The following is a 14,640-nucleotide window of genomic DNA, read 5'->3' as shown; positions in this document are numbered from 1 at the left end:
TTCGGAGCGATTCACTGTCCGCCTGCACCAAACTTTGATAGATGCCAAAATACTCATTTTTAGCTATTCAGCCCGCATTACGCTTATACAATGTTGGGCAATCGTTTTTTTATTTTTCTTCTTCATCAAATCCGTCAAACTCCATCATTTTCATTGTCGGACAGTTGTTTACTACCAAATCAAATTTCTCGATTCCGTCAACTGTAGTCAAGTATTCAACTCTGTCAAATGTTTGATTCTTATAAGTCAATTTGTAAATGAAATCGTCAATCTTTTCTATTGTAAGTCTGGATTTTTGGTCGCTTGACTTTGCTTGAAAAGTTCTTAGTTCGAGTTCTATTGAATTGTCCGTTAATGAAATTACTTTAGAAATTGATTCAGCGTCCGATTCCAACGGTCCGTAAAATATGAATGCCGTATCACGTATTTCATATCTCGGGTCAATACCATCACATCTGTCATAAAGTACAAATTGGTTATTGAGCTTTCTGAGAGTTATGAAATGGCTTGGAAAGCTCTTTAAGTCTATCTGTTTTGGTTTAAAGTCTTTGTTAATCGCGTTCAATGAAGAGTTGATTGATTGTTTGTCCCATTTTGATTCGCTCCACTGTTTTACACTTTCATAGAATGTTGAACTCCTTGTCGTGTCAATGAAAATTTGGTGTTTAGAAAGGTCAAGTGAATTTGGGTCATTTCTTTCGAGAATTGTGTCTTCTTCAACTTCTTCAAGTAACGTCTTAGGTCGGTCTGCAACTGAATCAATTTTAGAAGTTGATTCGGTTTGAGTCGATTTTGATTCCCTGTTTTCCGCACAACTAATTGTCAGAATGATAATCGCTAATATGAATGTTAATCGTATCATCTTTTTAAATGTTGCCCAACAATTGGATATACGCAATTGCGCATATCCAACCTATATTTTCTGACCAAACTTAACATTTTTAATCCACTTTTAAGAACAATATTTTCCATAATTTCAACAAACACAAAGCCTCCTAAGTAGTTTTTAGTGAAATACTACCGCAAAACGAAAGAAATCCGTTATATTTGATTTTGTTAATTATAAGATCAAAACAGAATAATATGGCACTCGATAAAATTGGAATTGCAAAGCGAATTGCGCAAGAATTAGAAGATGGTTTTTATGTGAATTTAGGAATTGGAATTCCAACTTTAGTGGCCAATTACGTTCCAGAGAATATTCAGGTAGAGTTTCAATCAGAAAATGGAATTCTGGGCATGGGGAATTTTCCTTTCGAAGGAGAAGAAGATGCTGATTTAATTAACGCAGGAAAACAAACCATTACTGCTAAACCTGGAGCAGTGTTTTTTGATTCAGCGACTTCTTTCGGTATGATCCGCGGAAATCACGTTCAACTAACTGTTCTTGGAGCAATGGAAGTTGCACAAAATGGTGATATTGCTAATTGGAAAATTCCAGGTAAAATGGTGAAAGGAATGGGCGGAGCTATGGATTTGGTTGGTTCAGCTGAAAACATTATCGTGGCGATGATGCACACCAATAAAAAAGGGGATTCTAAATTGCTAAAAGAATGTTCTTTGCCTTTAACAGGTGTAAATTGTGTAACTAAAATTGTTACGAACCTTGCAGTAATTGAGGTAAAAGATGGAGCTTTTCATTTAATTGAACGTGCACCTGGTGTGAGCGTTGATGAAATAAGAAAAGCTACTGCGGGAGATTTAGTTGTTCCTGATCATGTTCCTGAAATGAAAATAGAAGATTAATAAGAAAGGGCGTTGAATACAACGCCCTCTCTAAATACTTTTATAATACCTCCTACTCTATCCTCAACCCAATATCTAGCACCTCTCCGATAACTTCTTCTTGCGTAGCATTAACCATCTTGAAAACATAAGTTCCTTTAATTGGAAACGGTTTAGAATCAAAACGCAAACGACTTTCCACCAATGATCCAGATACACGACCAATCCAAGACCCATCAGGATTGGCCAAAGGGATTTTTTGTGCAACTTTCGAGGTAGATCCATCAGGTGCGGTAATCATAATGTAAATCCAAAGGTTACTATACAAATAAGACTTTGTAGTACGTAAGGATAAGATAAAGTCACGGTTCAAAACAGTGTCTCCAACCTCCACTTCAAAAATAGCAGTATCACTTTTTGACCACGACTGATTTTCAAAATCATAAGTTTGATCATACATCGCTGGTGATGTACAACTAGTCGTGAGCATCGATTGAATAACGACAATAGCAAATACTAAAAACACTAAAGATTTATTCCTCATTTTTGCCTTTTTGATTTCCATCAGATTTTGATCTTTTATTCTTTGGTGATGAATTCGAAGGTTTGTTTCCCGACTTCGATTTAGTGGGATTATTAGAAGGTTTCGGTCTATTTCTATTTCCCGATTTCTGTCCAACTTTTCCCTTCTGTGAATCATTTGGTTTTTGCTTGTGACTTCCTTTCTGTTGTGTTTTCTTCTTGGCTTGGGGGTTTTTATTGGACTTATTGTCAGACTTACCTTTTTTATCCTTTCCTCCTTTATCGCCATTGGACTTCGCCTGCGTTTGCTTCCCTCCTTTTCCACTAGGTTTATTGCCCGAAGATTTGCGTTTATTAGACTTTCTTTTCTTCTTTTTCTTAAACTTTTTATCAAATCGATTCAAATCATCTTGCCCCACCACATTTGTGTAATCTGGCACCTCAGATTCATAAACAGTTTCCTCAAAGTCTTTTAAATCTTCAGGATTCTTTTTTTCTTTGTTTAAGCTAATGATTTCTTTAACCCGTTCTGGAGAAAGCGCTACTAAGTTTGGCCCTGATTTGTCATCTGTTTGATATAAATACCACATCAATCGCTTAAAAACGTCTGTTTTTATATGAATTCCAGAACCTTTCTTGGTGTATAATTTAATATCCGTTGATGGAAAGTCTTTGAGTTCATCAATATACATATCCAACTCATAGTTCAAACAGCATTTCAGCTTACCGCATTGCCCCGCAAGTTTTTGTGGATTCAGCGAAAGCTGTTGATACCTTGCTGCACTTGTGCTTACTGACCTGAAATCTGTTAGCCATGTCGAACAACACAGCTCTCTTCCACATGACCCAATACCCCCGAGTCTTGCTGACTCCTGCCGAGCACCAATCTGTCTCATTTCAATACGAACCCGAAATTGATCTGCCATGTCTTTAATCAACTGACGAAAATCGACACGCGCATTTGCCGTATAATAAAATGTTGCTTTTGAGCCATCACCTTGATACTCTACATCTGATATTTTCATGTCGAGCTTTAATGCAATAGCCATTTCTCGTGCACGATGCATTACCTCTTCCTCCTTCTTACGAGAAGCTACCCATTTATCAATATCCTCTTGAGAAGCATGTCGCAAAATTTTGCGTGCTTCATGCGTTTTAAAATTTGGCGCTTTTTTTGAAGCTGTATTCTGGAGAGTTCTCCTACAACGGAAACCACACCGACATCATAGCCAGGGCTTGCTTCCACGACGACAACGTCGCCAACATTCAAATCTAGTCCTTTTAAATTTCTAAAAAAAGACTTTCGACTGTTCTTAAATCGTATTTCAACTATATCAAATTGGCTTTTTCCGTTGGGTAACTGCATATTTGCCAACCAATCGAAAACACCAAGTTTATTACATCCTCCAGAACTACAGGTTCCGTTATTTTTACACCCGCGAGGCATTCCGCCTCCAGTGCCACAACTTGAACATCCCATAGTTACAATTTTTCATCAAAAGTAATAAATATCAAGGACAACTGCGAATAAATTCTGATTTGAACAAAGGCTCGGACTTTCTTTTGAGTATATTATTTTTTATTTCGAGGATGAAAACTAATGATGGCCTCTCTAATATAAGATTGATCTAGGTGCGTATAAATTTCTGTTGTTGTGATAGATTCGTGTCCGAGCATTTCTTGAATCGCTCTTAAATTAGCCCCACCTTCGATAAGATGTGTAGCGAAAGAATGTCGAAAAGTATGTGGACTTACCTTCTTCTTTAATCCTATAGAAAGTGCTAAATTTTTGACGATTGTAAAAATCATAACGCGTGTTAATTGACGTCCTCTTCGATTTAAAAACACAAAATCTTCATGACCAGGTTGAATTTTCATGTGTTGACGTGTTCCGGTTACATATAAATCAATTTCTTTCTCTACTGACTTACTTACGGGGACTAGTCTTTCCTTATTCCCCTTTCCAATCACCCTTAAAAACCCCTCATTGAAAAATAAATTAGAAAATTTTAAATTAATTAATTCACTGACACGTAAGCCACAACTGTACATTGTTTCCAGCATTGCTTTATTTCGGTGGCCTTCCGCCTTGCTCAAATCTACAGCTTGTAATAGTTTATCAACCTCTTCAATACTCAAAAATACAGGTAGTTTTTTACCTATCTTCGGAAGTTCAAGTAAATCACTTGGATCGTCTTCTCGGATCTCTTCAAGAACTAAAAATTCAAAAAACTGCTTAACGCCACTAATAATTCGTGCTTGAGAACGCGCCGAAAGTCCTAAATCATATAAATCAGCTATAAATTGTTTTAAGATAGACAAATCTACTTTTTCTGGTGGAATAGAACGTGCCTTACAAAATTCACTTAACTTCTCTAAATCTGCTTGATAAGCAAAAATGGAATTCTCGGCTAAACCTCTTTCAATCTTCAAGTAATTTATAAAATCTTTCCGGTAAACATCCCAAGTTTTCATGCCCTAAATTTAATCCAATTTTATCTTCAAGCACTAAATCAAAACATGTAATTTTGGTTATCATTGTAAAACATATTGAAGAAATGAAAAAAATATTAATTATAAACGGTCCTAACTTAAATTTATTGGGGGAAAGACAACCCTCCATTTATGGGGATACTCCTTTCGACACTTATATTAATCAATTGGAAAATGGCAGTTTCAAAATAACAACCTTTCAAAGCAATATTGAAGGTGAAATTATTGATCAGCTTCATAAAGCAGAAGTAGATGGTATTATTTTAAATGCAGGTGGCTACACACATACATCTGTAGCGATCAGAGATGCTGTTGCCGCTATCGAAACACCGGTTGTAGAAGTTCATATCTCAAACATAGCCGATCGGGAAAGCTTTAGACATACAAGTCTAATTAGCCCTGTAGCTGTTGGTTGTATCTTTGGATTTGGATTATATGGATATCAGTTGGCTTTAAACTATTTTAAAATTCCACGGGATTAATTAGAAAAGAATCTTTTATTGAGCTGACTAAAAACTCTGATGCGTTTAAAAAAGTAAGCCCATAAAATTGATGCTTTATAAAAACCTTGAGTATTAAAAACGGTGCTTTCCGCTTGAATTTTTTGCCTTTTCTTCTTTAAATTTCCTATTTCTTTGAAATAAGATTGATGCGCCTTAATTATGGCAAAGATATGTTTCCATTGTAAACTAATTAGGTATTTGAATGCCGCTACCCCATCTAGTAACAATCGATAAAGCACTTTACCAAACAACCAACCCTCATGGTTTTTATGTATCATGTAAAGACTATTTCTAAAGTTAAGGTAAGTTTTTTTTGGATGCTGATAATTCAAGGTTCCCCCTCCAACATGGTAAACAGTTGATGATGGAACCACATAAAATGCATAATTCTGTTTTTTAGCACGCCAACAAAAGTCAATCTCCTCCATGTGCGCAAAAAAATCTTCATCTAATCCTCCTAGTTGATGATAAACTTCAGAACGCACAACCATACAAGCCCCCGTGGTCCAAAATATCTCTTTGGTGTTTTCATATTGACCTACATCCTTTTCAAGTTCATCAAATATTCTACCGCGACAAAATGGATAGTAATTTTTATCTATAAATCCGCCACTTGCACCAGCATGTTCAAAGTGATCCTTCCTGTGATAGGCACGAACTTTTGGTTGTACACCTGCAATACTCCTATCTTTATCTAACTGATCAATCAGAGGGTTTAACCAATCTTGCGTTACTTCAATATCAGAATTAATTAACGCGTAATATTCAAACCTTCCTTTCAAATTAATTAAACCATCATTGTAACCTTTTGCAAAACCGCCGTTTTCACTATTTTTAATTACTTCTACTTGTGGATGATGATTATCTATATAAAGCAAACTATCATCTGTAGATTGATTGTCAATAACAACAATTTTCGCCTCTTTGGTATATTGAATTAATGTAGGAAGGAATTGTTTCAAAAATGATAATCCGTTCCAATTTAGAATGACTACAGCCGTTTTCAAGACTTTATTGTTTAGTAACTATTAAAATACAAGGACGAATTACCTCCAAAGTGAGGCTTCGCACCACCGGTAGGATCATCTAAATCACTATCAGGTGTATTTCTTTTATTAAGCGCGTATTTCCATCTGTAGTTCTGAATTTCGCCAATCATATCGCTATGCAATAAACGATAATCTTCATTTAGATTAGTTGTACTATAAAAAATAAATCTACGGTTTGAAAACTGTTTAATTTGATCGTATTGCCATATTTCATAAGGATATTCTGATGGAGATGAAGGCTGTTCTATTACACTATTTGGCGCACCATATTGCAGAAAAACCCGGCCGCGATCTGTCTCAAATCCGACCTGAAAATTAGTAGCAAATAAGCGCTCAACGGACTGAACTTGTGCCTTGTATTTTATCCATCCTTCATAAGGATTTTCTGGAGCAGCTTGTTTCCAAAACGCTTGCAGATAACGATAATTTTGTTCTTTATCCTTTTTCTTTAATAGGCGAATGATATTTTTCACTTCAGCTTGACCAGCTATGGGAATCAAACTCCCCACATAATAGGCTACCGAATCATCTGGAATACTTTCTTTAAATGCAGGGTTTAAAATTACAGATTCATACGCCACAGCGTTCACCTCTTCTGTATTATTTCGATCAAAATCAAAAGAAGTCCTGCCAATAACCGTTTTATCCCTATTGAGAATATTAATCTCCAAGGTATATGCTCCTGTAGGTAATAGACTTATATCAACCACCTTGGAAACTGGCTGTAATTCTGAAGTTTCATATCTATAATAACGAGTATATTGCTCTATATCTGTCGCTTTATTTTTGTTAATTATCTTCTGCTCAACAACATACACAGAATCGGATAAATCTGCATCTGAATTGTAAACTTCAAAATAATAAAGTAAATTCTGAACTTCAGTTGGATAATAATTCCCTATCAATGGAACAACATCGTATCCTGCCTTAGTGAAAATATTTTGATCTGATGGATTAGGTTTTATCGATTCCGCAGCGATAAATGATGAAATAGATAGACCACCTGATAAGTCCTCAATTTCGATGGTCGTGTTAACAGAAATCGGATCTTGGTTCGCATTCACATCTTTTATGGAAAGTTCATAATCATAACTTCCTGGCAGTAAAGCGTATTTTTGAATGTCAAAGAAATCATCAACAATACTATCAACAACCTTTGGACTTCTTAGCCTATATCGATCTGCCGAAACAATTGTATCATTTTGTGAAAAAATCTGACTTATTTCAACTTCGGCATACATAACATTGTTTTCTGTCACATAATTGAGGGTGTAACCTGTAAAATTGAGTTCAACTTCAAGATAGTTACCTATTTCTGGATTAAAAAATTGGTTGTTTTCTAAATAAACCTTTAGTTTCTTTTCTTGACCATAACTCATACTTGACAAGACAAGTAATATAAGGAGCAAAATATTTTTCATATTCAATAATCTTCTATTGGGTATAAAGTTAGACAATTTTGAGTCTTTCAACAAAGTTTGTACATTTTGTTGATTAAACGGCACGGTCAAAACATCCTTAACAATTCCTTAACTCTTAGAATTTGAGACAATTAAAACACGAGTTAAATTTTCTTTAAAAATAAATCAATTTTATACTTGTTATAAAAATATCTATTAGTACTTTTGTCGCGGAGAAATGGCAGAGCGGTTGAATGCACCGGTCTTGAAAACCGGCATACCGAGAGGTATCGGGGGTTCGAATCCCTCTTTCTCCGCCAGAAAAAAACCCGCAACTAAAGTTGTGGGTTTTTTTATTGGTTGAAACGAATTAAGATTTCACTGGATCAAGATTTAGGATCAAGACTAAGGATCGGTCTCAAAAGTTGGGGAGGGATTAAAATAAATTTTATTTCTTTACCGAAAAATTACCCTAATGGAAAACTATATTGATTTATTTTGATTTTACCAGAGATGATTGTTGAGCACTTTGATTTAATCAAATCTCAGCAAAAAACTGAAAAGTTAGAGCTTTATTTTGAAGAAAAGGAAACACAACCACAAGAGTTTTCTGATCGGTCATTAGTATCCAAAGGGTTTCATAAAGAGGTTATCATACAAGACTTTCCCCTTAGAGGTAAGTTCGTTTTTCTTCATGTAAAACGCCGGAGATGGACGGATAAGAATATATGACGCTAAATATTATGATTGTTTCAAAACAGAACATACGGTGCAAATGATGTTGCTTCTGATTTTTTGAAGTAAGCAGTAGAGCCCATAAATCTCCATTTCAAATGATAAAAGATTTTTATAAATCATATTTGAGTATTTAATTTTGAAAGTTAGAGAAGGTGTTGAAAGGCTTGCATAGAATAAGAAAAGTTATTTAATAAATCGTTCGATAAATTCATTTTTAAATGCTCGACCTACTGGAACAATCTTCTTGTTTTCCAAGTAAATTTGATTTCCAGAAACCTTCACTACTTTCTCCGTATTCACAATATATGATTTATGGACCCTGCTGAATTGATGTGTGGGCAGAGTTTGCTCCCAAAATCGCAATGTTTCAGAGGAAAGATATTTGTTTGTTTCGTGATGAATTTCTGTGTAGTCTGCGTCAGACATGATATAGGATATGTCGTCTAATTTGATTCGAATATGGTCAAATCCACTTTTAATGAAAATATCTTTTTTTGAATCTCCTCTGTCGTCAATAAGATTAGCCTCAGATTGTTTTTTTGTTTCAACTTTAGAAACGGCTTGCACAAATCGTTGAAAGGAGAAGGGTTTGAGTAAATAATCGACCACATTTAATTCATAACCTTCCAGTGCAAATTCAGAAAAAGCTGTGGTAAAAATCACTTGCGGAGGATTGTTTAATGCCTTTAAAAAATCTATTCCAGATAGCTTGGGAAGGTGAATATCTAAAAACATCAAATCGACTTCGTTTTTGTTGACAAATTCCATGGCTTCAATTCCATTGTTGAAAACGCCTATCAAATTTAAGCTTTCATAATCTGTAATGAATTTCTTTAAAATCCGTTGGGCTGGTAATTGATCTTCAATGATTATACATTTCATGTTTTATTAATTTAAATCAATTGTTAAATCAACAGTATAAACTTCACCGTTTCCTTCAGATATTGTTAGTTCATGTGCTTGTGGATAGAGTAATTGGAGTCGTTTGTTGACATTCGAAAGTCCGATTCCACCTTTTAAACTTGAAATATTTGAGGTTGAACTGTAAGTATTTTGACAATGGAAACGAAGTTGATCTTCTTCTGTTTTTTCAATATTGATGTCAATCACAATGTTGTCACTTAAACTCGAAGCGCTGTGTTTAAATGCATTTTCAATAAAAACAATTAAAATTAATGGCGCAATTCGGATAGAACCAGTAATGTTTTGGGTTTTAAAATTCACTTTTGCTCGCCCTTCGATTTGAAGTTCACTTAAATTGACATAACTTTTTAATTGCTTAATCTCCTTATCGAGTGGAACATAATCGGCTTTACATTCATACAACATGTAACGCAAAACATCCGATAATTCTAGAATAATATCTGGGGTTTTTGGTGATTCTTCAACAGCATGTGCATATAAATTATTTAAGTTGTTGAACAAGAAATGCGGATTTATTTGTGATTTTAAATAGTTCAATTCGCTTTCTTTTACAGAACTTTTCAACTCTTCAACCTTACGTTTGTTGGACAAGGCATCCCAACCAAATTTAAATCCAACCAAAACTGTTAAAGTGGGCAGAGTTCCCATTAAATTAAACATAACACCGAGGAATTTTCTTCCGCGTGTATCGGGATAATAAATTTTCTCGAGAATGGCTTCTTCAGTAAAAATGACCAACCCAACGATCACCAAAGCATAAATGATAAATGTGAAGTAGCGATTTTTATAGAAGTACTTCGGTAAAAGCACATAATTAATGACCAATGCAGCAACGGCATAGTTGAAATAAAAGAAAAACTTGTGCAGTTCGATTCCAGGATTTCGTCTATCAAAAGCAAAAAAGATAAAAACAAGACTATTTAAAATGACCTGAAAGATAATTTCAGCAACCGTTTTTTTATTGAGTTGTAATTTGTTCATTAAAGGGTAAAGATAGGAAATTGATAATTACGTTAAAAATAGAATCAGGCAAACGACAAAATTAAGCTGTTTATCGGCATTTATTTCTAAAAATGTTATTGAGGGGGTTGAAAATGTCGTTGAGCAGATTACATTTTATTTACCCAGGAAAACTTTCTTTTTTTGCAACAGTGAAAAATGGAAAGTTAAATACAATGTTGAACAAGGAAAACCTAAACGGAATAGGATTATTATTGTTGAGAATTTCAATTGGATTGGCCATGTTACTCGGTCATGGATTAGGAAAATGGTCGCGACTCATCGAAGGAGGAGAGATTCAATTTGCAGATCCATTTGGGTTTGGACCAATGACTTCAATGATAATGGCCGTATTTGCAGAAGTTTTCTGTGCTTCTCTGGTCATTTTTGGTCTGTTAACAAGATGGGCTTTGTTGCCTTTGGTAATTACTATGTTGGTGGCCACTTTTTATGTTCATTTCACAGACGGTTTCGGAGGAATGGAAAAAGCATTTCTTTACTTAGTAGGATTTGTAGCCTTACTTTTTACAGGTCCTGGAAAATTTTCAATCGATTCATTAATTCAATTAAATAAATAGTACAATGCCCAGTTATTTAAAATTTACACTCTTTTTACTTGGATTTATTTTCATTTCAACGGATGCTTTTGCACAACCAAAATCTATTGAGGTGACTGGTGTTTTGAAAGAAATGGAAACAAAACAAGCTTTGCCTTATGCTACAGTTGTGCTGAAAAGTTTAGACACTACAGAAGTGCTTTCGGGAACAACAACTGATGAAAAGGGAAAATTTAATTTGGCTACGCACATCAAAGATTTTTTAATTGAAATCAGCTTTATGGGATACACCACAAAGTATATTTCTGATTTTGAAATTGTAGACTGGAAAGTTGATTTAGGAGATGTAACACTTGAATCTGAAGGGCAATCATTTGATGAAGTTGAAATACGTGGTGAAGTTTCAAAAACTGTTTTCAAACTTGACAAACGTGTGTTTAATGTTGGAAAAGACTTGAGCAGTACAGGAATGAGTGGTTTGGAGGTCTTAGACAATGTTCCTTCTGTAAATGTGGGAATCGATGGTGATATTACCTTGAGAGGAGGAGCTGGAGTTCAAATTTTAATCAATGGGAAACCATCTGTTTTAGCTGATGAGTCTGGAAATGCCTTAGGAACAATTACAGCAGATATGATAGAAAGCGTTGAGGTCATTACCAATGCTTCGGCAAAATATGAGGCTTCAGGAACAGCTGGAATTTTGAATATCATTTTGAAGAAAGAAGAAAAGAAAGGCTGGAATGGATCAGTAACTGCAAACACAGGATATCCCGACAATCACAGTATTGGTTTAAGTTTAAACAGAAGAACGGAGAAGTTTAATTTGTTTACTCAATTAGGCGGAGGGTATCGTAAGCAACCTAGATTTTCTGAATCTAGAAACTTCAATAAAATCACAGAGGAAACCATTTTAAGTGAAGGAGAAAACTATAGAAATGAGAAGTTCTTCAATATTACTTTGGGAACAGACTACCATATAAATGACTATAATGTGATAACGCTTTCAGGTAATTATGCTTTGGAAATGGAAGACCAACCTTCAGAAACAGATTTTTCATATTTGGACAGTAACGGAGACTTAGTTTCGAGTTGGACCAGAACTGAAGTTACGGATGCTATTAATCCTAAATGGCAATATGACTTGAATTATAAAAAGCAATTTAGAAATAACAAAGAGCATACACTTCAATTGTCAGCGCTTGGAAGCTTTTTTGGTAAAGATCAATCTTCACAATTTACTTCCAGAACTAATGCTGGTCTCGAAGAAAACAGAGACCAACGAACAGCAACTAATTTCAACAAAGTTGACTACACTTTTAAAGCCGATTACATGAATCCTATTACGGATGCATTTACCCTTGAATTAGGTTCGCAGTATGTAATTAACAATGTTGGAAACGACTTTATGGTAGAAGACTATGTGGTAGATGAGTATGTTGTTGACCAAAATCAAACCAACGATTTTGAATACGAACAAAATGTATTAGGGATCTATTCTACACTTGCTTATGAAAGTGAAAAATGGGGTGTAAAAGGAGGTTTGAGAGTTGAAAACACAGAATTAAACACTTTCCTTGTAAATACGGAAGAGGAAAACAATCAGAATTTTACAGACTTCTTCCCAACATTACATACTTCGTATAAGGTTTCAGATAAATTGTCTTTCCAAGCAGGATATTCCAAAAGAATTTACCGTCCTAGACTTTGGGATTTGAATCCGTTCTTTAATATTTCAAACAACTACAACATTCGAGCAGGAAACCCAAATTTACTTTCTGAATACACAGATTCGTATGAAATAACAAGTATTTACAGAATTGGAAAAGCTTCATTTAGTTCGAGTCTTTACCACCAATACACAACCGATGTTATTGAACGCGTTTCAACAATTGAAAACAACACCGTTTATTCTCGCCCCTATAATGTAGGAACGAATTCGAAAATTGGTTTTGAAACGAATGGAAAATATATTCCAACGAAATGGTTAACTGTAAATGCAGATTTCAACTTTAATTATTTCGATAGAAAAGGAACATTTGAAAATCAAAACTTCGATTTCTCGGGTAGTCAATGGTCGGCTCGTTTAACACCTAAATTCAAATTAAAATATGATGTAGATTTAGAATTAACAGGAAGATATCAGTCGGGTTACGAGACTGTTCAAGGGGAAACATCAGCGTATGCAACACTTGATATTGGAGTAAGAAAAAAGATTTTAAAAGGGAAAGTAATGCTAAACTTGTCTGTTAGGGATTTATTTCAATCACGAATTCGTGAACATTTTGTGAGTCAAGAAACTTTTGAAAACTACAGTTACGGCGTGCGTTCGCGTCAAATTGCCTTTGGTGTTAGTTACGGATTCGGAAAAGGTGAAGCGATGAATTATTCTGGAAGAAGAAGGTAGGTTTTAAATGAGAAACTGCTTTTAACACCAAAGCTTATCGGATATTTTACCAGTAAAATTGGAATTAAAATTCAATCCTCCATAAAAAAAGAGTTTTATGAAATATGGTGCGTTATTAACTTCAAGATATAAAAATACTTAGGATTCATGACACAAGAAATCCGTGATTATCCGTGTTGCTTGCATCTGTGTTCCAGAAACCTTTCTGGACCGCGCCCCATTACAGCACAAACCTATTGCCCGGAAATAGATTTTAAATTATTTCGCTACTGGTAAGGATTTAAATATTACTTTGAAGTCGAAATTAGAGGAAAAGAAAGCCAATTTTGCGTTGAAAGCAGACGATAACAAAAAAAGAGCTTACAAAGAAGGAATTGAAGCGGTTGTAGAAAGTGGCATTGTAGAAAGCGCAATGCAAGTAGTAGCTAAAGAATGCGGCATAGTTTTCAAATTAACAGATGAGGTTGTTGAAATGTATGATGAAGCATTTGATATGAATGGATATAATGGCGATGTATCAAACGAACTTCCTTTAGCCGCATCTTTGATCGGTGAAAATGGTGAAATTATCTATGCTTTTCTAGATGCTGATTACAGAAATAGAGCAGAGCCTTCAGAAATTACTGAATTTTTGAAAAATAATAAATAGCCTTTTTGTTATTCGAATTTTAAACATAAGTAATACTGTGTTTAGATTAATATATTGGAATCTCTTATGAATTTTACTTTCAAATAGAAGTGATGTTCATAAGGGGTTTTTTCGTTTATATTTTTGAGTTCTATTTTTTTGATAGAAAATTGCAATTAAAACAAAACTTCCTCAACCTCATCAACATCCAAACCTAAATATTTAGAACATTCCTTTATAGTAACATACTGATGTGATTTTTTGAGGTAGTGTTCCTTCATTTTTTTGATGAGTTCTCGAGAATATCGTTCAGACTTTCCAGTGATGATCATGACGTCTTTTGTATGTAGAACGATACGCTTCATTTTTCTTGATGTTTTTTAGTCTTATTTGATTTTAGCCATACACTATCCATACATGAGCTATGCTCTTGACATGGGGTTGTTATGGGTGTTTTCTACCTCAAATACAAAATTATAGGAAAATAAAGGATATTAAAAAGGCAAAAACACAGCAAAACAGCACAAAGATTATTGAACGGAAGTAAACCCTTTTGAGTAGCCTACTTCTCCCCTATTTTTGAAGTATCGATTTCAAGTCGCGACGAAATTTGAGGAATGTTGAGAAAGTCTCAACAGGATATTGTCAAAACTAATATTAAGTAATCATGGCAAGACAAAAAGGAATAATCAAGCTTA

General features: G+C 34.6%; 15 protein-coding genes and 1 tRNA gene. 7 read left to right on the top strand and 9 right to left on the bottom strand.

All coding sequences use genetic code 11. From position 1 onward, the window contains the following. Window positions 1-109: 109 nt before the first annotated feature. Window positions 110-862 (bottom strand): hypothetical protein, encoded by a 753-nt coding sequence (locus CW751_RS14085; protein ID WP_101335671.1) that lies wholly within the window; start codon window positions 860-862, stop codon window positions 110-112. Between the two features lie 221 nt (window positions 863-1,083). On the opposite strand from CW751_RS14085, the gene CW751_RS14080 reads away from it, so the two are divergent. Then, a complete protein-coding gene (locus tag CW751_RS14080; protein WP_101335670.1) occupies window positions 1,084-1,746 on the top strand; it encodes a 3-oxoacid CoA-transferase subunit B in 663 nt (220 codons plus the stop codon). 52 nt (window positions 1,747-1,798) lie between these two features. On the opposite strand, the gene CW751_RS14075 is transcribed toward CW751_RS14080, so the two are convergent. The 3 genes from CW751_RS14075 to xerD all read right to left on the bottom strand — a co-directional run bounded on the left by CW751_RS14075 (window position 1,799) and on the right by xerD (window position 4,722). Next, window positions 1,799-2,269 (bottom strand): gliding motility lipoprotein GldH, encoded by a 471-nt coding sequence (locus CW751_RS14075; protein ID WP_165779320.1) that lies wholly within the window; start codon window positions 2,267-2,269, stop codon window positions 1,799-1,801. Continuing rightward, a complete protein-coding gene (locus CW751_RS14070; protein ID WP_262484539.1) occupies window positions 2,259-3,380 on the bottom strand; it encodes a PSP1 domain-containing protein in 1,122 nt (373 codons plus the stop codon). Before CW751_RS14070 ends, CW751_RS14075 begins: the two co-directional genes overlap by 11 nt. Window positions 3,381-3,819: 439 nt before the next feature. Then, window positions 3,820-4,722, bottom strand: coding sequence for a site-specific tyrosine recombinase XerD (gene xerD / locus CW751_RS14065; RefSeq protein WP_101335668.1), 903 nt, complete (start codon window positions 4,720-4,722; stop codon window positions 3,820-3,822). An 83-nt stretch (window positions 4,723-4,805) separates the two neighbouring features. On the opposite strand from xerD, the gene aroQ reads away from it, so the two are divergent. Further along, a complete protein-coding gene (gene aroQ / locus CW751_RS14060) occupies window positions 4,806-5,222 on the top strand; it encodes a type II 3-dehydroquinate dehydratase (RefSeq protein WP_101335695.1) in 417 nt (138 codons plus the stop codon). Here aroQ and CW751_RS14055 read toward each other — a convergent pair. Both CW751_RS14055 and CW751_RS14050 read right to left on the bottom strand, forming a co-directional pair. Further along, window positions 5,219-6,250, bottom strand: a complete 1,032-nt coding sequence (locus tag CW751_RS14055; protein ID WP_101335667.1) for a glycosyltransferase family 2 protein — start codon at window positions 6,248-6,250, stop codon at window positions 5,219-5,221. The two genes, aroQ and CW751_RS14055, sit on opposite strands and share 4 nt — an antisense overlap. Window positions 6,251-6,261: 11 nt before the next feature. Continuing rightward, entirely contained in the window at window positions 6,262-7,713 is a 1,452-nt protein-coding gene (locus tag CW751_RS14050; RefSeq protein WP_101335666.1) for a GWxTD domain-containing protein, read from the bottom strand. Between the two features lie 211 nt (window positions 7,714-7,924). Here CW751_RS14050 and CW751_RS14045 point away from each other — a divergent pair. Next, window positions 7,925-8,012, top strand: a tRNA-Ser gene (locus CW751_RS14045). A 178-nt stretch (window positions 8,013-8,190) separates the two neighbouring features. Beyond that, window positions 8,191-8,424 carry an ISAon1 family transposase N-terminal region protein gene (locus tag CW751_RS16140; RefSeq protein ID WP_449495008.1) on the top strand — a complete coding sequence of 78 codons (234 nt, stop codon included), beginning with the start codon at window positions 8,191-8,193 and terminating at the stop codon, window positions 8,422-8,424. Window positions 8,425-8,613: 189 nt separating this feature from the next. On the opposite strand, the gene CW751_RS14035 is transcribed toward CW751_RS16140, so the two are convergent. Together CW751_RS14035 and CW751_RS14030 are read right to left on the bottom strand one after the other, a co-directional pair. Beyond that, window positions 8,614-9,312 carry a LytR/AlgR family response regulator transcription factor gene (locus CW751_RS14035; protein WP_101335664.1) on the bottom strand — a complete coding sequence of 233 codons (699 nt, stop codon included), beginning with the start codon at window positions 9,310-9,312 and terminating at the stop codon, window positions 8,614-8,616. A 6-nt stretch (window positions 9,313-9,318) separates the two neighbouring features. Further along, window positions 9,319-10,335 (bottom strand): sensor histidine kinase, encoded by a 1,017-nt coding sequence (locus CW751_RS14030; RefSeq protein WP_101335663.1) that lies wholly within the window; start codon window positions 10,333-10,335, stop codon window positions 9,319-9,321. 119 nt (window positions 10,336-10,454) lie between these two features. Here CW751_RS14030 and CW751_RS14025 point away from each other — a divergent pair, with 119 nt between their 5' ends. The 3 genes from CW751_RS14025 (at window position 10,455) to CW751_RS14015 (ending at window position 13,963) form a co-directional block, all read left to right on the top strand. Beyond that, entirely contained in the window at window positions 10,455-10,931 is a 477-nt protein-coding gene (locus tag CW751_RS14025) for a DoxX family protein (RefSeq protein WP_240612585.1), read from the top strand. A 4-nt stretch (window positions 10,932-10,935) separates the two neighbouring features. Beyond that, complete coding sequence (locus tag CW751_RS14020) at window positions 10,936-13,314, top strand: outer membrane beta-barrel family protein (protein ID WP_101335662.1); 2,379 nt, start codon at window positions 10,936-10,938, stop codon at window positions 13,312-13,314. Window positions 13,315-13,606: 292 nt separating this feature from the next. Further along, the gene (locus CW751_RS14015) at window positions 13,607-13,963 is read left to right on the top strand and encodes a hypothetical protein (RefSeq protein WP_101335661.1); all 357 of its coding nucleotides are present in this window, start codon (window positions 13,607-13,609) and stop codon (window positions 13,961-13,963) included. Window positions 13,964-14,118: 155 nt separating this feature from the next. Here the strand turns inward: CW751_RS14015 and CW751_RS14010 are convergent, their stop codons facing one another. Beyond that, window positions 14,119-14,307: a hypothetical protein gene (locus CW751_RS14010; RefSeq protein WP_101335660.1), complete on the bottom strand. Its 189-nt coding sequence runs from the start codon at window positions 14,305-14,307 to the stop codon at window positions 14,119-14,121. Window positions 14,308-14,640: the final 333 nt, after the last annotated feature.

Origin of the sequence: Brumimicrobium salinarum, from assembly GCF_002844555.1 — a bacterium.
Taxonomy (GTDB): Bacteria; Bacteroidota; Bacteroidia; order Flavobacteriales_D; family Crocinitomicaceae; genus Brumimicrobium; species Brumimicrobium salinarum.
This window is presented reverse-complemented; position numbering and strand designations above follow the sequence as displayed.

Excerpts from the sequence above, each read along its gene's own strand:
- CW751_RS14010 (WP_101335660.1), bottom strand. The coding sequence starts at position 14,307 with ATGAAGCGTATCGTTCTACATACAAAAGACGTCATGATCATCACTGGA.
- CW751_RS14080 (WP_101335670.1), top strand. The coding sequence starts at position 1,084 with ATGGCACTCGATAAAATTGGAATTGCAAAGCGAATTGCGCAAGAATTA.
- CW751_RS14035 (WP_101335664.1), bottom strand. The coding sequence starts at position 9,312 with ATGAAATGTATAATCATTGAAGATCAATTACCAGCCCAACGGATTTTA.
- aroQ (WP_101335695.1), top strand. The coding sequence starts at position 4,806 with ATGAAAAAAATATTAATTATAAACGGTCCTAACTTAAATTTATTGGGG.
- CW751_RS14050 (WP_101335666.1), bottom strand. The coding sequence starts at position 7,713 with ATGAAAAATATTTTGCTCCTTATATTACTTGTCTTGTCAAGTATGAGT.
- xerD (WP_101335668.1), bottom strand. The coding sequence starts at position 4,722 with ATGAAAACTTGGGATGTTTACCGGAAAGATTTTATAAATTACTTGAAG.
- CW751_RS14085 (WP_101335671.1), bottom strand. The coding sequence starts at position 862 with ATGATACGATTAACATTCATATTAGCGATTATCATTCTGACAATTAGT.
- CW751_RS14030 (WP_101335663.1), bottom strand. The coding sequence starts at position 10,335 with ATGAACAAATTACAACTCAATAAAAAAACGGTTGCTGAAATTATCTTT.
- CW751_RS14075 (WP_165779320.1), bottom strand. The coding sequence starts at position 2,269 with ATGAGGAATAAATCTTTAGTGTTTTTAGTATTTGCTATTGTCGTTATT.
- CW751_RS14020 (WP_101335662.1), top strand. The coding sequence starts at position 10,936 with ATGCCCAGTTATTTAAAATTTACACTCTTTTTACTTGGATTTATTTTC.